The sequence below is a fragment of the Bacillus sp. BK450 genome (assembly GCF_004364885.1).
GTDB classification, from domain to species: Bacteria; Bacillota; Bacilli; order Bacillales; family Bacillaceae; genus Bacillus; species Bacillus safensis.
The window spans coordinates 88,102-105,817 of sequence record NZ_SOBQ01000005.1; the positions used below are offsets into that span (position 1 = coordinate 88,102).

Below are 17,716 nucleotides of genomic sequence, written 5' to 3' on the forward strand. Positions count from 1 at the left end.
AGATTGAATGATGAACCTACACGAACAAGTAAGAGCATATATCGAGCAAAACCTAGTGGTATTTGATGAGGAAATGGAGCTTGGAAATGATGATCATATTTTTGAACAAGGCTTTGTCAATTCACTATTTGCGATGAAACTAGTGAACTATATTGAACATGACTTTCACTTCCAATTAGACAATGAAGACCTCGACATTGCTAATTTTAGTACGGTCAACCGTATTGTCGCCTTAATTGAGAAAAAACAACAGGGGGCGGCTCTTCATGAAAACAGCTGAACAAACAATCGATGCCATTGAAGAAATACGACAATATTGCAATGAACATATCCGTCCATTTGCCAATGAATTCGATGAGACAGAACATTTGCCGGAGTCGCTGATTCGAGATATGGCGAAAAGAGGCTATTTGGCGGCAGGTATCCCATCCTCCTATCAAGGATTGGGGCTTGATCCGATTGCATATGGACAATTCACGGAACAAGTGGGGAAAGCTTGCTGTAACGTACGGACATTATTAACAGTGAATTCACTCGTAGGGGAAGCCATTCTTCGTTATGGAACAGAAGAACAAAAACAAGGCTGGCTCGTTGAATTAGCTAAAGGGGAAAAAATCGGTGCCTTTGCTTTGTCAGAGCCGAATATTGGCTCAGATGCCAATCATGTTGAAACTAGCTATCAAAAAAAAGGACAGTCCTATGTATTAAATGGGAAGAAAAAGTGGATTTCCTTCGGAGCGATTGCAGATTTCTTTATTGTGATTGCACGAGACGGCGAACAAGTCACGGCATTCCTTGTCGATCGAGATCAGACGGGTGTAGAGATTGAGAGAATTACTGGAATGATGGCAAATCGAGCATCTTATTTAGCAGAAATCACTCTTGATCATGTGCAGGTACACGAAGACTGTGTCTTAGGGCCAGTTGGGGGCGGTTTTAACCACGTAGTGTCTCTGGCTTTAGACCATGGACGATACAGTGTTGCCTGGGCAGGGCTTGCCATTGCACAAGAAGCCGTTGATTCTCTCGTTACGTATTCACGCAAAAGAACTCAGTTTAATGAAAAACTGTACAAGCATCAAATGATCAAAGGAATGATCGGAGATGCAGTCACTCAGCTCCATGCAGCGAGAGCTTTATGCCTAAAGGCTGGAGAAATGCGAGAAGCGAATCATCCTGATGCGATCACAGAAACATCCATTGCAAAATATTTTACCTCCAAAATTGCTGTCGACATTACAAATACAAATGTCCAAATCCATGGTGGGAGTGGATTTAGCCGGGAAAACTCAGCTTCAAGATTATATCGTGAAGCGAAGGTGCTTGAAATTATTGAAGGGACTTCGCAAATTCAGCAGCAGGTCATTGCTAACTATGGTTTACGCCATTATTTCGTGAAACATTCTTAGAGAAAGGAGATGATCCCATGGCATTACAGCCGAAGAAGCTGGATAAACAGAACATTGAAAATATGTTAGGTATCACTACGATCCAAGAAGGACTGCTTTTTCATCATTTAATGCAACCGGACGGAACGGCTTATTTTGAACAACTGCTGATCCAAATAGACGGGCCGGTTGATCGAGATCTCTTTGCACATTCATGGATGCATGTCACCAAACAGCATGAAATGCTTAGAACATTGTTTAGATGGCAGGAACTCGCAAGGCCAGTACAAATTGTGCTGAAGCAGCATCAGCCTGACATTCGATACCGTGATTTGACCCAAGCTGAGGAGCCTCTTCATTTGCTGAAAGAGGAAATAACAGCACAGGACCGAGAGGAACGATTTGATCTACAGGAAGTTCCATTTCGCCTGACATTATGTGAAGTAAATGAAGAAGTCAACTGGGTTCTCATTAGCTTTCATCACATTTTATTGGACGGGTGGAGTCTTGGGATTGTATTAAGTGATTGGATGAGTGCATATGAGCGCTTATCAAATGAAGACAAACCTCTTCTTGAAAAAAGACCGTCCTATCAATCATTTGTTAAATGGCAGCAGCAAAATCTTCAACAGACAGAAGCGCAAGCTGTCTACTGGAAAAATGTTCTCAATGGCTGGAGTTATGCAGAACTGCTTCCAAAGTCAGGCGGCGCATATGAAGATTCAGGTGCTTTTCATCAATATGAACATCAAGTGGATGCTTCCATTGCGGAGAGGCTGAGCAAATTCACGAATCAACATGATGTGACATTGGCATCTGTCATGTATACGCTGTGGGGAGTTTTGCTATCTAAGTACGCCAACCAAGATGATATTGTCTTTGGAACAACAGTATCAGGAAGAAATGCGGATGTTCCTCAAATTGAAAAGATGACAGGTTTGTTTATTAACACATTACCGCTGCGTGTCTCATTCGAACAGGAACGGCCGATTGTTGAACAGATGCAGGAAGTGAGCCGGGAAATCGCAGTGAGAAATGAATATGAACATACTCCGCTATCCGACTTAAAGAAATATGCAGGAATGACGGCAGAACAATCATTATTTGATTCAATCGTCGTCATTGAAAACTATCCACTAGATCGAATGCTCACGAAAAGCGATCAGCCTGTGCGTATTCGCAGATTTGAGATGAAAGAACAGACGGAATTCGATCTCACGCTTAGTGTACAGGCGTTTGATGAACAGCTGCATTTTTCATTGGTGTATAACCCCGTCAGCTTTTCTGCTGAACAAATTGAAAAGTGGTGTCAGCATTTTCTTCATCTCCTGTCTGATGCTTGTGCTCACCCACAAAAATCTGCTGCTCAGTTACAGCTGCTATCAGAAGAAGAGATAGAAAAGCAGTTAACGGTTTTTCAGCAATATGGCGGGGCAACGTCTATCAATGAACCAACGGTGATTGACCTATTTGAAGAGCAAGTGGAGCGAACGCCAACGGCAGCCGCAGTTGAGTTTGGCGGTACGACGGTTACATATGAACAACTCAACAAGAGAGTGAATCAGCTCGCACGCTATTTACAAAATAAAGGGGTCAAACAGGAGCAGCGTGTCGGCATTTTAGCAGAGCATTCCATTGAAATGGTGATAGCATGCTTAGCTATTTTAAAAGCTGGCGGGGCTTACGTGCCAATTGATCCTGAATACCCGCAGGAACGAATAGAGTATCTACTAGAAGACAGCGGAGTAGAATGGCTCCTAACTCATCCGATTAAAGGACTCACCTATGCCTATAACGGAGAAAAAATTGATATCACACAGCCGGATCTATATACCGGATCATCAGATAACTTGGCAGAAGCCATCACCTCAGACCAAACAGCCTACTGCATTTATACATCAGGAACGACAGGAAGACCTAAAGGTGTACTCATTCATCATCTTGGTTTAGCCAACTATATTGATTGGGCGAAACAAGTATATGTTCGAGGAGAAACAAGGCATTTTGCTTTGTACACATCATTGTCATTTGACCTGACAGTTACTTCTATTTTCACACCGCTCATTTCAGGAAATACCATCATGATTTATCACCATGAAAATCGGCAGCTGCTTGTCGAAGATATCATAAAAGATAATCGCGTACATGTGATGAAACTGACACCATCTCATTTACAGTTTATTAAGCACCTGTCTTTCCCAGAAAGCCAAATGAAATGTTTTATTTTAGGCGGAGAACAGCTGGAAACATCTTTAGCGAAATCCATTCAGCAGTCATTCCCGCAGCCTATAGAAATTGTGAATGAATATGGACCAACTGAAACAGTGGTTGGCTGCATGATTCATCGATATGACCAGGACCTTGATCAAGACGTGTATGTACCGATCGGAAAACCTGCACAGCATACAGATATTCTTCTTTTTGACAGACATATGAATCTTATGCCGGAAGGAACCATCGGTGAATTATATATTGGGGGGAAAGGTGTTGCAAAAGGGTATTTGAATCGCCCAGAACTGACCGAAGAGCGGTTTGTCGATCATCCTTTCCAGCCAGGTGAAAAAATTTATAAAACAGGTGATGCAGCCCGCATTCTGCCTAATGGGCTCATTCAGTTTTTAGGCCGAAATGATGATCAAGTGAAGCTGAGAGGCTATCGTATTGAAACAGGTGAGATTGAATTTTGGCTGAATGAACAGCCAGGGGTCAAAGCAGCAGCTGTTGCTGTAAAGCCAGATGTTTCTGGTACACCATGTTTAGCCGCATATGTTGTCACGACAGCCATACTCGATCAAGCTGCAATGAAACAAGCACTAGCCGATCAGCTGCCAGATTATATGATTCCAACTCACTTTGTTCAATTGGATGATATGCCGCTGACTGCCAACGGCAAATTAGATAAACGGGCTTTACCTGCTTTGAAACAGGGGCAACAAATGAAAAAGCAGGCGGGCTCTGACAATCTTTCTGATACTGAGAAAGTCATTCAAGACATCTGGAAAAAAGTCCTCGGCTTAGATGAGGTAAGTGTTCATGACAAATTCTTTGACATTGGCGGGCATTCTCTAAACCTGAATCATGTCAATCAACAGCTCGCTAAGCAATTGAATCAAAGCATTCCAATGGTCGAAATGTTCCGCCGTCCAACGATTAGAGAGCTAGCTGCATATTTAAGCGGTGCAACAGAGCAGAAGGGATCTGGCACACAGCCTGCGAACCAAAAGAAAAGAAAAGCTAACGAGCCGATTGCGATTATTGGAATGGCAGGTAAATTCCCTGGTGCAGAAAATGTTGAGGCATTTTGGCGAAATTTGAAGAATGGAGAAGAATCGATTTCATTCTTTTCCGATGAAGAATTGCTAGAGGCTGGAATTGACCGCCAAACCTTTGAGCGTTCCGATTATGTAAGAGCAAAAGGTGTGATTGATGGACCTGATTTATTTGATGCATCCTTCTTCGGCTATTCACCAGGTCAGGCAGAAATGATGGATCCTCAAATACGGCTGCTGCATGAGTACGCCTATAAGGCGCTGGAAGATGCGGGGTATGTGCAGGAAGATTATCAAGGTAAGGTCGGTTTGTTTACTGGGTCCACATCCAACTTTCAATGGATTCAGCGTTTTGCATCTTCGCTTGATAGCAGCATGTCAGAGCTGTTTGAAGTGGGCTCGCTCAATGATACGTATACCGTGAGTACAAGAATTGCCCATAAATTGAATTTGAAAGGACCAGCGCTCACATTGCAAACCGCTTGTTCGACTTCTTTGGTCGCCTTGCATTTGGCCTGTCAATCCATTGCAAATGGTGATTCAGATGTAGCGCTTGCGGGAGGCGTGTCGATTTTACACCCAGTGAAATCAGGCTACATTTATCAGCAGAACATGGTGAAATCAAGCGATGGTCATTGTCGTGCCTTTGACGATCAAGCAGATGGAACTGTTGGCGGAGATGGTGTGGGTCTTGTTGCTTTAAAAGCACTTAGTGAAGCCATAAAAGATGGAGACCATATTTATGCGGTCATTAAGGGCTCTGCCATCAACAATGATGGTGATCAAAAGGTTGGCTTCAATGCTCCAAGTGTTGAAGGTCAGACAAGGGTCATCCAGGATGCCTTACATCAAGCAGATGTTTCACCAGATACGATTGAATATATAGAAACACACGGAACTGGAACGTCACTTGGAGATCCGATTGAAATAGAGGCGCTCACAAAAGCTTTCGACACAGAGAAAAAACAATTTTGCCGCATTGGGTCTGTGAAATCAAATATTGGTCATTTGGATGCAGCGGCAGGGGCAGCTGGCTTGATTAAAGCTGTGCTTTCTCTTCAGCATCACACATTTGTGCCTAGTCTTCACTTCAAAAAAGCCAATGAAAACATTGCATTTGAGCATAGTCCTTTCTTTGTAAACACTGAGCTGACCGACTGGAAGCAGCCAGTATCACATTTGCGGAGGGCTGGTGTGAGCTCATTTGGAATGGGCGGAACCAATGCGCATGTCATATTAGAAGAAGCGCCGCAAAGAGATCGTCAGCAAATGCCTCGTTCGGCTGAGCTGCTTGTCCTTTCAGCAAAGAGCAAAACGAGTTTGGAACGAATGAAAGACAACCTTGTGAATCAGTTGGAAAACACGCCTTCTCTCAATTTGGCAGACGCAGCTTATACCTTGCAAACAGGCAGGCAGTCCTTTGGATTCCGTCAAGCCTTTGTTGCGGCCAGCAGAGAAGATGCATTGCGTGTATTAACAGAAAAGCAAGGCAAGGGTATTGGGAAGCTCATGCATTCGCATGTGGAGAACCAAAAGATTATTTTTATGTTTTCTGGACAAGGCAATCAATACCTCAATATGGGATTAGATTTGTACCGGGAGGAGCCTTACTTTAAGAAGCAAATGGATGCTTGTTTTGAAGCATATGAAGAAGCAACAGGGCAAAGTCTTGCCCGCATTCTTTATCCATTAGCGGCTGAAACAGAAAAGGCACGCGAAAAATTGGCAAGCACTCAATATGCACAGCCAGCCATTTTTGCCATTGAATATGCCCTTTCCATGCTCTTCATTGAATGGGGGATTCGTCCTGATGCAATGATCGGCTATAGCTTTGGCGAATTAACGGCAGCCGCTATATCAGGCCTTTTCAGCTTAAAGGAAGCGATGTCGATGGTCGCCTGCCGGGCGAATGCGATGCAGTCGTCGCCAGCTGGCATCATGATGAGTGTTCCATTACCTGAAGCAGAGTTAAAACCGATGCTTCCAAAAGATATTTCTCTCGCTGTTGTCAATGATTCCTCATGTATCGTGTCAGGTCTTGAAGCAGCGATAAGTGAATTTGAACAAGAGCTGAAGAATAACAGATTGATGTGTATGCGATTAGGTGGAACCATTGCTGCTCACTCACATGTCATGAAGGAAGCAGCGGAGCAATTTGGTGAAAAATTAAAGGATATTAAAGCCAAGCAGCTACGTATTCCATTCATTTCGAATTTGACAGGAGACTGGATGACAAATACGAGTGCTCAGGATATGTCCTATTGGAAAAGGCATATGACCGATACGGTTCGTTTTGCTGAAGGCATCACAAATATTTTACAGCAGGACAATATTCAATTAATTGAGATTGGACCAGGTCAAGATTTAAGCGTGATGGTCAACCGGTCACTGAACGGCATGAATCAGCATGTATGTCATGTGCTCAGACATGCAAAACAAGATGTGACGGATACTGAATTTTTACTTGGGCAGATTGGACGTCTCTGGACACACGGAATAACCATCGACTGGAACAGGTTCCATCTAAACCGTCAGCCGCAGAAAATGCCGCTGCCAACGTATGCGTTTGATCAAACCTCCTATTGGTATGATGCATCAGACCGTGTAAAACGCGATAAACCTAAGCAGTCTGGACGAAAGGAGCAAATGGATGAATGGTTCTATACCCCTTATTGGGAGGCGGACCTTTCCCCTTATGTGTCATCAGATGATTCCTCTTTTGGAGCCTTGCTTTTGTTTGCGGATTCATCTGCCTTCGGAGAGAAGGTTGCAGCCGAACTTCTGACGAAACGGAACGAGTTCGTAGTGGTTCAGAAAGGAAATGAATTTACGAAGCATGATGAAAAAAGCTACACCATTCGGTCAAATAAGCCTTCTGATTATGAAAAGCTCATATCAAATCTGGCAGATGACCAAATCAACGTGTCAGAAGTTTGTCATCTATGGGGGCTTTCAGAACGACAGCCGTCTCAATCGGAAGAAGAATGGGTGAAACAAACGCAGCAAGATGCTTATTACTCCTTGCTTTATATCGGACAGGCTTTGAAAAAATCTGTTTTGGACCAAAAGGTATCCATTACAGTTCTTTCCTCATTGACGTATGCCGTTGGCGGTGAGTCTATCCTTTATCCTGAAAAAGCAATCCATCTTGGACCTGCCATGGTTATTTCACAAGAAACACCGAACTTGCGTTACCGCATTCTTGATGTCGATCGCCCGGTGGCAAATGGGGTGCAGGAAAAGAGGTTGCTGAAACAAATTAGCGATGAGTTAGATCGAACATCTGGACAGCTTCTCACGGTCTATCGAAGAAATAAGCGATATGTGAAAAAGTATGCCAAAGCTCTAGTTCCCGAAACAGGACATACTCAGTTGGCTAAAAAAGATGGTGTCTACATTTTAATTGGCGGTCTTGGGTTTATTGGATTGAATATTGCACAGTCTTTGACCGAGCAAACGAAGGGAACGTTGATCTTAACGAGCAGGTCTGGACTGCCTGATAGAAGCAAGTGGCAAGAGTGGCTTGCTACGCACGATGAACAGGATCCAACTAAGAAAAAAATACAAAAGGTAATGGCACTTGAAGAGGCTGGTGCAGAAGTTCTCATAAAGAAAGTAGATGTTCGCCACAGGGAAGATATCCAGCAATTGATCAACACGGTGGATGCGGCCTACGGACAGATTGACGGTGTGATCTATGCAGCTGGAGTGACGGGTGATCAATCCTTCAGAGTGATGGAGCAAACAGATGTCACATTCTCAGAATCCCACTTTGAAGCGAAGATGAATGGTGTACTTCATCTTGATGCCGCCTTAGGTGACCGATCACTTGATTTCTGTTTTGTACTGTCATCTTTGTCACCGATCTTAGGCGGACTCGGTTTCACAGCCTATACAGCTGTGAATCATTTCATCGATGCGTACGTGTATGAACGAAATCTTCGTTCAGAAATGCAGTGGTCTGTCATTAGCTTTGACGGCTGGGAATTTGAGCAAGGAAAGCAGCTTGATCTCCCAATCGGAGATGATGTCACCGAAACGTTAATTACAGAAAAAGAAGGAAGAAGGATCTTTGAACGATTGCTTTCACTGGATCAAGTGGAACAAATGGTTATTTCAACAACGTCTTTACATGATCGAATTCACCGATATGTAGACCGTTTATCCCGTGAGGAAGAGAGTGCCGGAGAGCATGCACAAGATGGAAACTTATATTCTCGGCCAGCGCTGTCAACGAATTATGTTGCACCTGAAACGGAGCTAGAGAAGGAACTAAGTCAGCATTGGCAAGCTTTCTTTAAAATTGAAGAAATTGGCATAGATGATCATTTCTTTGAAATGGGTGGAGATTCTCTAAAGGCGATTACTTTCATTGGCATCATTCATCGCGCATTCAGTGTAGAGCTGACGCTTCCACAATTCTTCCAAATACCAACGATCCGATTAATGGCAGAATACATCGACCAAGCAGACACTGCTGCTTATCATGCGATTGAAAAAGCCGAAATGAAGGAGCATTATCCTCTGTCGTCTGCGCAAAAACGGTTGTATCTCATGCAGCAAATGGATGTAAGCAGCACAGGATACAACGAATTTAAAGCAGGACGAATTAAAGGAAGGCTCGATATCAACAGGTTGGAATGGGCATTTCAGCAGCTTATAAAGAGACACGAAAGTTTGCGGACAGCGTTTGTACTAGAGAATGGTGTCCCTTATCAAAAGATTGAAGAAGAGGTACCATTTGCAGTCACGTTGTTTGACCTCACAGAGGGATCGACACAAGGATCTGAGGAAGATCAAAAACAAGTGATTGAACAATTTTTGACTGCCTTTACGTTAAGTGAGGCTCCATTGATGAGAGTTGGTGTGATGAAGCTGGCAGAAGAGGAATTTGTGCTCATGCTGGACATGCATCACATTATCTCGGATGGTCTTTCTCAAGATATTTTGGTCAACGACTTTATGCAGTTATACGACGGCAGGACGCTTGAGCCTCTCGCTTTGCAATATAAAGATTTTTCAGAATGGCAAAATGACATACTTGCGTCTGAAGCATTGAAAGAATCGAGTGATTACTGGAAAAACCGGTTAGAAGGTGCCCCGCTGCTTGATCTGCCAACAGATTTCGATCGGCCAGAGGTGAGACAATTCCGCGGCGGACATTATACGTTCCGTATAGAAGAAGCGGAGCTGAACGCGTTTAAGCAGGTGATTTTAAAGGAAGACGCAACATTGTTTATGGGTCTGTTAAGTCTGTATCAGATTTTGCTTCATAAATTAAGCGGACAATCAGATATCACGGTTGGGGTTCCGGTAGCAGGTAGAAAACAAGAGGAGCTGCAGCAAGTCATTGGTATCTTTGTCAATATGCTGCCACTTCGTTTATATCCTAAAGCAGAGCTGACTTATCAGCAATTCCTTCAGGATGTAAAGGCGCATGTGATCGATGATTTCGGTCATCAAGAATATCAATATGAACAAATGGTGCAAGACCTCCAGCTGAGCCGGAGTGTCAGCCGGAATCTATTGTTTGATGCTGTGTTCGCCTTGCAAAATATGAATCAGCCAGAACTGAAAGTTGGCGGTTTAACCTTTAGTGATTATCCGTACGAGACAGGAACGTCGCGATTTGATTTACTCTGGATTGCGTATGAACAGGAAGACGGTCTTTCTTCAACGATTGAATATAATACTGAGCTTTTCACAGAGGAAACCATAGAGCGGATTGCAGGTTTGCTGAAAGACATCATGCGGGCTGTTTCAGTAGATGCGGTGAGAATAGAGGAAATTGAACTGACTTCTTCATTCAAGCAATTAGACGACGTATCTCTTTTCGAATTAGATGACTTAAAAATATAAGTAAAGAGGTGAATGGAAGAGTGATTGAACATGATGATTTTCAACTGAAAGCAGCGGCGAAGGAAAGGGTGAGGGAAAGAGCCTACTGGACATCTATTTTATCAGATGTTCAGCTGGATGGCCGCATTCCTCATACGGTTTCACAAGCCAAGCCTGCTGCTATGAACCGATCGCTTCATTCGTCCTTCCCGATGGCTGTAAACCATTCGTTAAAGCAATTATGTGGAGATTCTGATTTGCGCTTGTTTATCGTGCTGACCACAGCCGCTTTTGGCTTGCTTCAGCGTTATAGCGGAAAAACTGAGTTGATGGTGACTGTTCCTACAATGGAACAGTCCGCCAATCAATCCACCATTAATCATATGTTGCCGCTTAAGGCAGAGATTGATCCTCATATGAGCTTTAGCGCAGGGTTAGACGCAGTGAAACAATCGTTTCAGGAGGCAGTGCGTCATCAAAACTATCCTGTTCATATTTTAATGGATGAGCTTTGGCATTCAGTAGGAGATGACAAGAAGCGTGTCAATCTGGCATGTGCGTTTGAGACATTGCATGGGCATACGGACCGAGAACAGCTGCACGCGGATGTGCTCATTGTTTGGAAGAAAGAACAAGATCACCTTCATGCTGAAGTTCACTGGGATGCTTCCATTTATGACGATCAAATGATGGAGCAGTTCTCTAGACATTTCATGACACTCACGGAGCAATTTCTTATAACGCCTGAACAAGCGATGAGCACACACTCATTTTTATCTGATATCGAGAAAAGTCAGCTGTTTGATTCGTTTCAAGGTGAGTCGCTCGCTTATCCAGTGGATCGTGATATTGTGTCATTATTTCAACAGCAAGTCCAATTGCATTCAGCACGAACGGCCGTTGTGTTTGGCACCACCTCCTATACATATGAAGAGGTTGATGATTTATCGGATCGCATTGCGCTTAGACTGTCTCAAAGTCAGATGACACGTGAGACCCCAGTTGGTCTCAGAATGAATCGGTCTGCTGAACTGGTCATTGCCATTCTTGGCATTTTAAAGGCTGGCTATGCTTACTTACCGATTGATGTCCATCTGCCGATTGAAAGAATTCGGTATATGCTCAAAAACAGCGGCGCTACAGCCATAGTATCGGACGAAGACGGACACGAAGGTTTGGATGTCGAGGTTCATGTTATTCAAGACATGCTTCAAGAATCCCCCATTACAGAGAATCTCACTTGGTCTATTTCGCCTTCGGACATGGCGTATGTCTTGTATACATCGGGTACGACTGGGCATCCAAAAGGGGTCGTTATTGAACATCGTCATGTCATTAATTTGGTATACGGAATGAAAACACGCTTTTTTGATCTACTCCCTGATGATTTGCAAGTAGGGATGCTCGCTTCTCATATTTTTGATGCATCTGTTCAAACCTTGTTCCCGGCATTGCTGCTAGGGCATACGCTGCATATTGCCAAAGATGAAGTCCGTATGGATGGGCATGCGTTATGGTCATTTTATCGAGACAACCACATTCAACTGTCAGATGTGACCCCCTCTCATTTAAAGCTGATGAACAAGGCAGCAGCGCAATCGAAACAAGACTTGCCTGCTTTGAACATGCTGCTGGTGGGCGGAGAAGTGTTCACAAAAGAGCTGATGGATCAATTTTTACAGCATGTATCAGGTGAAAAACTCATGATGATTAATGCATATGGGCCTACTGAATGTACGGTTCAGTCGTCATCCTTTTTGATTCCTCATGACTGGGATGAGCAAGTCATCCCTATTGGGCAGCCGATGCCAAATGAGCATATTTTCATATGTGACAAGCAAGGTGAGCCGGTGCCGATTGGTGTTTTTGGCGAATTGTATATAGCAGGTGCTGGTGTAGGCCGTGGGTACATCAATCATCCTGATCTCAACAAGGAGAAGTTTATCAAAAACACAGAGCTGAGCAGCGGGATGTTATACGGTACGGGAGACCTTGCAAGATGGCGGTTTGATGGTTTATTAGAATTTGCTAAAAGAAACGACGGCCAAGTGAAAATCAGAGGATATCGAATTGAGCTCGAGGAAATCCGCAGAGCCCTTCTTGATGATCCAAACATACAAGGACTGGTCCAAGATGTCATTGTCATTCCTAAGGAAACGAAGGAACAGGACCAATATATTTGCGCATATATCATGGCAAAACAAGTGATAGATCAGCGCGCACTTCGACAATCTTTAAGTGAAAGATTACCAGGTTATATGGTGCCGAGGCATGTCATTCAAGTAGAGCAATTTCCTCTGAATCTATCAGGGAAATTGGATATTCAAGCACTGCCGAATCCAGAAGATCAGTTAGAAGGCAAATCAGAGCCGGTAACCATTCAGGTTCACAATGAAACAGAGCAGAAGCTTGTTCGTATTTTCGCGTCTATATTACAAGTCCCTGCTTCGCAGATTCGTATAGATGAACCGTTTTTTGATTTAGGCGGGAACTCTTTTAATATCGTTGAGCTGTCCAATAGAGTGAAAGAGGAATTTCAGCAGGAGCTGACTGTGATGGAGCTGTTCCAATATACAACGGTTTCACAAATAGCTGCTCAATTAAAACACAAAGCATCAGGGCAAGAGCAACAAACAGAGGATGATGGAGAAAATGAAGCGGATGACTTAGAAAGTGCCGCACAACTGTTAGGCGGGATGATAGATGAGTAAGTTCACAGGATTAGAGGTTGCAGTGGTTGGGATGGCATGCCGTTTTCCGGGAGCGAAAAATATTCATCACTTCTGGGACAACCTTGCAAATGGGAGAGAGTCCATTACGTTCTTTTCTAAAGAAGAGCTGCTTGAGGCAGGAGTTGAACAAGAAGCATTAGATCATAATCAATATGTTCGTGCCAAAGGAGCAGTCGATCAGCATGATCACTTTGATGCAGATTTCTTTGGTTATTCACAGCGTGAAGCAGAAGTAATGGACCCGCAAATCCGCATGTTTCATGAGGTCGCATGGGAATCCCTAGAAGATGCAGGCTATAACCCTGAAACGTATCAGGAGCCGATCGGTTTATTTGGAGCTGCTTCTGCTAATTTATACTGGCAAGCTGCTTCCATGCTGATGAGATCCAATCACTCATCTGAACAATTTGCGGCTGTTCAATTAACGGATAAAGATTTCATGAACACAAAGGTATCCTACAAATTGAATTTGAAGGGACCGAGCGTAGCTATTGATACAGCTTGTTCTTCCTCTTTGACTGCAATTCATATGGCGGCGCGCGCCCTGATTACTGGAGAATGTAAAATGGCACTCGCAGGCGGCGTCACCATTACGACCCCTCACAAAAAAGGATACATGTATCAAGAGGGCATGATCATGTCGCCGGATGGGCACTGCCGGGCTTTTGATGAACAGGCAGAAGGAACTGTTGGCGGTGAGGGCTGTGGAGTTGTTGTGCTCAAATCATTAAAGCAGGCACTAAAAGATAAGGACCATATCTATGGCGTGATTAAAGGGTCAGCCTATAACAATGACGGCGGGCGGAAGGTTGGCTACACAGCGCCAAGCATAGAAGGACAAAGCGAAGTGATTAAAAAAGCGCTCAACATCAGTCGTGTAGAAGCTGAGAGTATTTCTTATATTGAAGCACATGGCACAGGGACGACTCTTGGAGATCCGGTTGAAATTGAGTCGCTGAAGCAAGCCTTTCAAACAGATAAAAAACAGTTTTGTGCGATTGGGTCTGTGAAAACCAATATTGGTCATCTTGACTCAGCCGCAGGGATTGCAGGTTTTATCAAAACAACACTTAGTCTGTACCATCAGATGCTGCCGCCAAGCCTTCATTATAAAAAACCTAATCCGAAAATTGATTTTGAATCAAGCCCATTTTATGTGAATACAACATCTGTACCATGGAAGAAATCAGAGACCCCACTGCGTGCCGGTGTCAGCTCATTTGGAGTTGGCGGAACGAATGTGCACCTGATCATGGAAGAGGCACCCGCCGCCGATAAGCCGTCAGCAGACAGAGGTCATGAACTAATGGTGATTTCGGCAAGATCGAAGCAAGCGGTCCAAAAATCTGCTGAACAAATCACATCTTATTTAACAGAACAAAAGAACGTCTCACTATCCGATGCAGCATTTACGCTACAAGAGGGACGAAAACATTTTCCTTATCGTCAAGCTTTTCTTGCAGGTCCTGACCGCACATTCCAGTCAGCCGGCCAGCCGCAAAAGGCCTTTCAACAGCCTGCGGTCGTTTGGATGTTCTCTGGACAAGGTGCTCAGTATGTGAATATGGGCAAGGATTTATATGAGAAAGACCCTGTATTTAAACAAACGCTTCAGAAATGTTTTGCCATCATTTTATCCTTATCAGGTGTTGAGATCGAGAACGTGTTATATCCAACAACCGAAGAAGAGTTTATAGAAGCTGAACAACTCATGCAGCAAACGTCATATACACAAATCATCTTGTTTAGTTTTGAGTATGCGCTTGCGTCGAAGCTGATGGGACTAGGCATACGTCCGCATTATTTCATTGGTCATAGTATTGGAGAAATCACGGCTGCCTGTGTGGCTGGTATGATCCATCTTGAAGATGCAATCCGTATCGTTTTAAAAAGAGGCAGTTTGATGCAAAAAATGCCCCCAGGTGAAATGGCCGGTGTGTCACTCCCTGCCGAAGAGATTAAACATGATCTTCCAGAAGGTGTCGAGCTTTCTGCTGTGAATAGCTCACAATTATCCGTTGTTTCCGGTCCGTCAGATCGGTTACAGGGATATATCAAACAAGCTGAAAAAAGAGGAGCTTCTGTTCAAATATTGAAAACCTCTCACGCCTTTCATACGAGTATGATGGCTGAAGCGTCCGAACAGTTGAAGAACGTTCTCTCAGAGATCACCTATCAGCAGGGAGAGGTACCGATCCTTTCGAATGTGACAGGGAGCTGGTTAACGAATGAACAAGCCGCATCACCTGATTACTGGGCATCTCATATCAGGCAGCCTGTTTTATTTAGTCAAGGATTAGAGACATTACTTGGACTCGGAGAGATGGTTTTCATTGAAGTGGGGCCAGGTCATACGTTAACTCAATTCGTGAGACGCCATGATCACTATGATGTGAACAAAGCAGCAGCTGTTTCATTGGTGAGACATCCAAAAGAACAAGCGGCTGATGATGAATATATGGAAAAGGCCATAGGGAAACTGTGGAGTTACGGAGTGGAGCTAAACTGGAGCGCTGTCAGAAAAGTAAAGGCCCCATATCGAGTTTCACTGCCAACGTATCCATTTGAGCATCAAATATTCCCTTCACCGCAGTTTAAAGCAGATCAGCTGATGACTGCTTTAACGCCAGAAAAGATGGAGAAACGATCAGCTGATTTTCAAGACTGGTTTTACATTCCGGTATGGGAGCGCTCTTCACCTGTACTAAAGGAGCAACATCATCAAGGAAAACGCATCTTGGTATTTGAAAAAAATGGTCATATTGGTTCCTATTTGAAGGAACGGCATGCAGAAGTGATCAGCGTATGTCAAAGTGATCATACGATGAAAGAAAATGACCATTTGCTGAAGGCTGACGTTTATATGCTGTCACACTTAGAGTGGGTTATGGCTGAATTGCAGCAAGCTGGATTTATACCTGAAGAGATCATCTGGATACATGATGAACTGACGAAAGATACCGATGATCAGCCAAACTACTTATCTGTGCTCGATCTCGTCAGACTAATCAGTCAGTATCATAACACAAGCATACGTCTTCACCTTGTGACAAGCCAAGCACATGATGTGATCGGCATGGAGAAGGTCAATCCACTTCAAGCAACATTTACAGGGCTAGCTTTGACCATTCCTCAAGAATATCAGCATATAGAGTGTCAGCATATTGATGTATGTGAGGATACAAAGGCGAATTGGCCGCTATTCCTTTCATACGAGATTGCAATGCACGATCAAGAAGCAGTCGTTGCGTATCGCGTGAACAGCAGATGGATTCGAAAAGCTTCGAGAACACCTTTAAGAAAAGAGGGATCGTCCAAGCAGCCTTTCAGGTCTAATGGCGTTTACCTCATTACTGGCGGTATGGGCGGTATTGGCTTCACACTAGCTCAACATTTAGCAGAAACGTATCAAGCAAAACTTGTGATCATGAGCCGTTCGCAAATACGTGAACGCGCTGCCTGGCATGAGCTGCGTGATGCGAATGGGAAAGAAGCTGAGATCGTGAAAAAGCTGATGACTCTTGAAGAGTTAGGAGCTGATGTACAAGCTGTACAAGGTGATGTGTCAGATAAAGATGCTGTGCAGAAAGCGGTTCAGCTGGCTCATACGGCATTTGGTCATTTGCATGGTGTCATTCATGCGGCAGGAGAGGCAGATGGGAAAATCATTCAAGCAAGAACAGCAGACGATGAAATTCGTATGTGTCAGGCAAAAATCAATGGGACCTATGTGCTGAATGAAGCCCTCAAGGATGAAACGCTCGACTTCTTTTTACTTTGTTCCTCTCTTGTTTCCTTTCTTGGAGCGGCTGGACAAGTGGCTTATGCAGCTTCAAATGCTTTTCTGGACAGCTTTGCTCATGCAAAAAGGCAGAAAGGGAAGCCGGTTATCTCCTTAAATTGGGATCGGTGGGAGAAAGTCGGCATGGCACACGACTCGGCATTAGCGGCCAAAGTCAATGACATGATGGCGCTCGAGGAACAGGATGGAATTTCACCAGAACAAGGAATAAGAGCCGTCCAGGAAGTGCTGCGTCTAGATTATCCGCAAATTCTTGTATCCGTTCAAGATATGGGCGAGAGAATGAAACAACGCTTAACCTCTCTGCAGCAAGAAGAAGAGCCGTCTCAAGAGATATCTCAGATCATAGATGATCGTCTAGAAGCATCCTTAAGTGATGTACTCAGCTCCTTTTTTCCTCATGAGCCGGATGTGAATGAGAATTTCTTTGAAATGGGTGCGACATCCCTTGATTTATTGCAGATGAGCGGTCAAATCAAATCAATTTATGGCATAGAGGTTCCGGTGGTCATGATGTACAGCCATCCGACCATCGCGGCATTGGCTGCAGAACTAAAGAAGATTCATGGAGTAAAGGAAGAAAAGCAAGAAAAGCAAGCTGTTACTGAATCAACCAATCTCCGAAAACAGGCGATGGCAGAAGGAAAAAATCGACGTAAACAGAGATTAAAACGAAAATAGATGGGA

The 17,716-nt window shown here is 43.9% G+C and carries 5 protein-coding genes; all 5 read left to right on the plus strand.

All coding sequences use genetic code 11. The annotated features are described in order from the left end of the window. Positions 1 to 10: 10 nt before the first annotated feature. From EV579_RS16080 to EV579_RS16100, 5 genes are read left to right on the plus strand one after another with little or no spacing between them, the layout of a single operon-like run. Positions 11 to 280 (plus strand): acyl carrier protein, encoded by a 270-nt coding sequence (locus EV579_RS16080; protein ID WP_024424539.1) that lies wholly within the window; start codon positions 11 to 13, stop codon positions 278 to 280. Continuing rightward, complete coding sequence (locus EV579_RS16085; protein ID WP_103132282.1) at positions 267 to 1,409, plus strand: acyl-CoA dehydrogenase family protein; 1,143 nt, start codon at positions 267 to 269, stop codon at positions 1,407 to 1,409. Before EV579_RS16080 ends, EV579_RS16085 begins: the two co-directional genes overlap by 14 nt. 17 nt (positions 1,410 to 1,426) lie before the next feature. Then, positions 1,427 to 10,516 carry a non-ribosomal peptide synthetase/type I polyketide synthase gene (locus EV579_RS16090; protein ID WP_133744829.1) on the plus strand — a complete coding sequence of 3,030 codons (9,090 nt, stop codon included), beginning with the start codon at positions 1,427 to 1,429 and terminating at the stop codon, positions 10,514 to 10,516. A gap of 20 nt (positions 10,517 to 10,536) precedes the next feature. Further along, on the plus strand, positions 10,537 to 13,206 hold the full coding sequence (locus EV579_RS16095) for a non-ribosomal peptide synthetase (protein ID WP_133744830.1): 2,670 nt from the start codon (positions 10,537 to 10,539) through the stop codon (positions 13,204 to 13,206). Continuing rightward, a complete protein-coding gene (locus tag EV579_RS16100; RefSeq protein ID WP_133744831.1) occupies positions 13,199 to 17,710 on the plus strand; it encodes a type I polyketide synthase in 4,512 nt (1,503 codons plus the stop codon). The genes EV579_RS16095 and EV579_RS16100 overlap by 8 nt, the downstream gene beginning before the upstream one ends. Positions 17,711 to 17,716 lie beyond the last annotated feature (6 nt).

Coding starts and splice junctions, on each gene's coding strand:
- EV579_RS16080 (WP_024424539.1), top strand. CDS start 11: ATGAACCTACACGAACAAGTAAGAGCATATATCGAGCAAAACCTAGTG.
- EV579_RS16085 (WP_103132282.1), top strand. CDS start 267: ATGAAAACAGCTGAACAAACAATCGATGCCATTGAAGAAATACGACAA.
- EV579_RS16090 (WP_133744829.1), top strand. CDS start 1,427: ATGGCATTACAGCCGAAGAAGCTGGATAAACAGAACATTGAAAATATG.
- EV579_RS16100 (WP_133744831.1), top strand. CDS start 13,199: ATGAGTAAGTTCACAGGATTAGAGGTTGCAGTGGTTGGGATGGCATGC.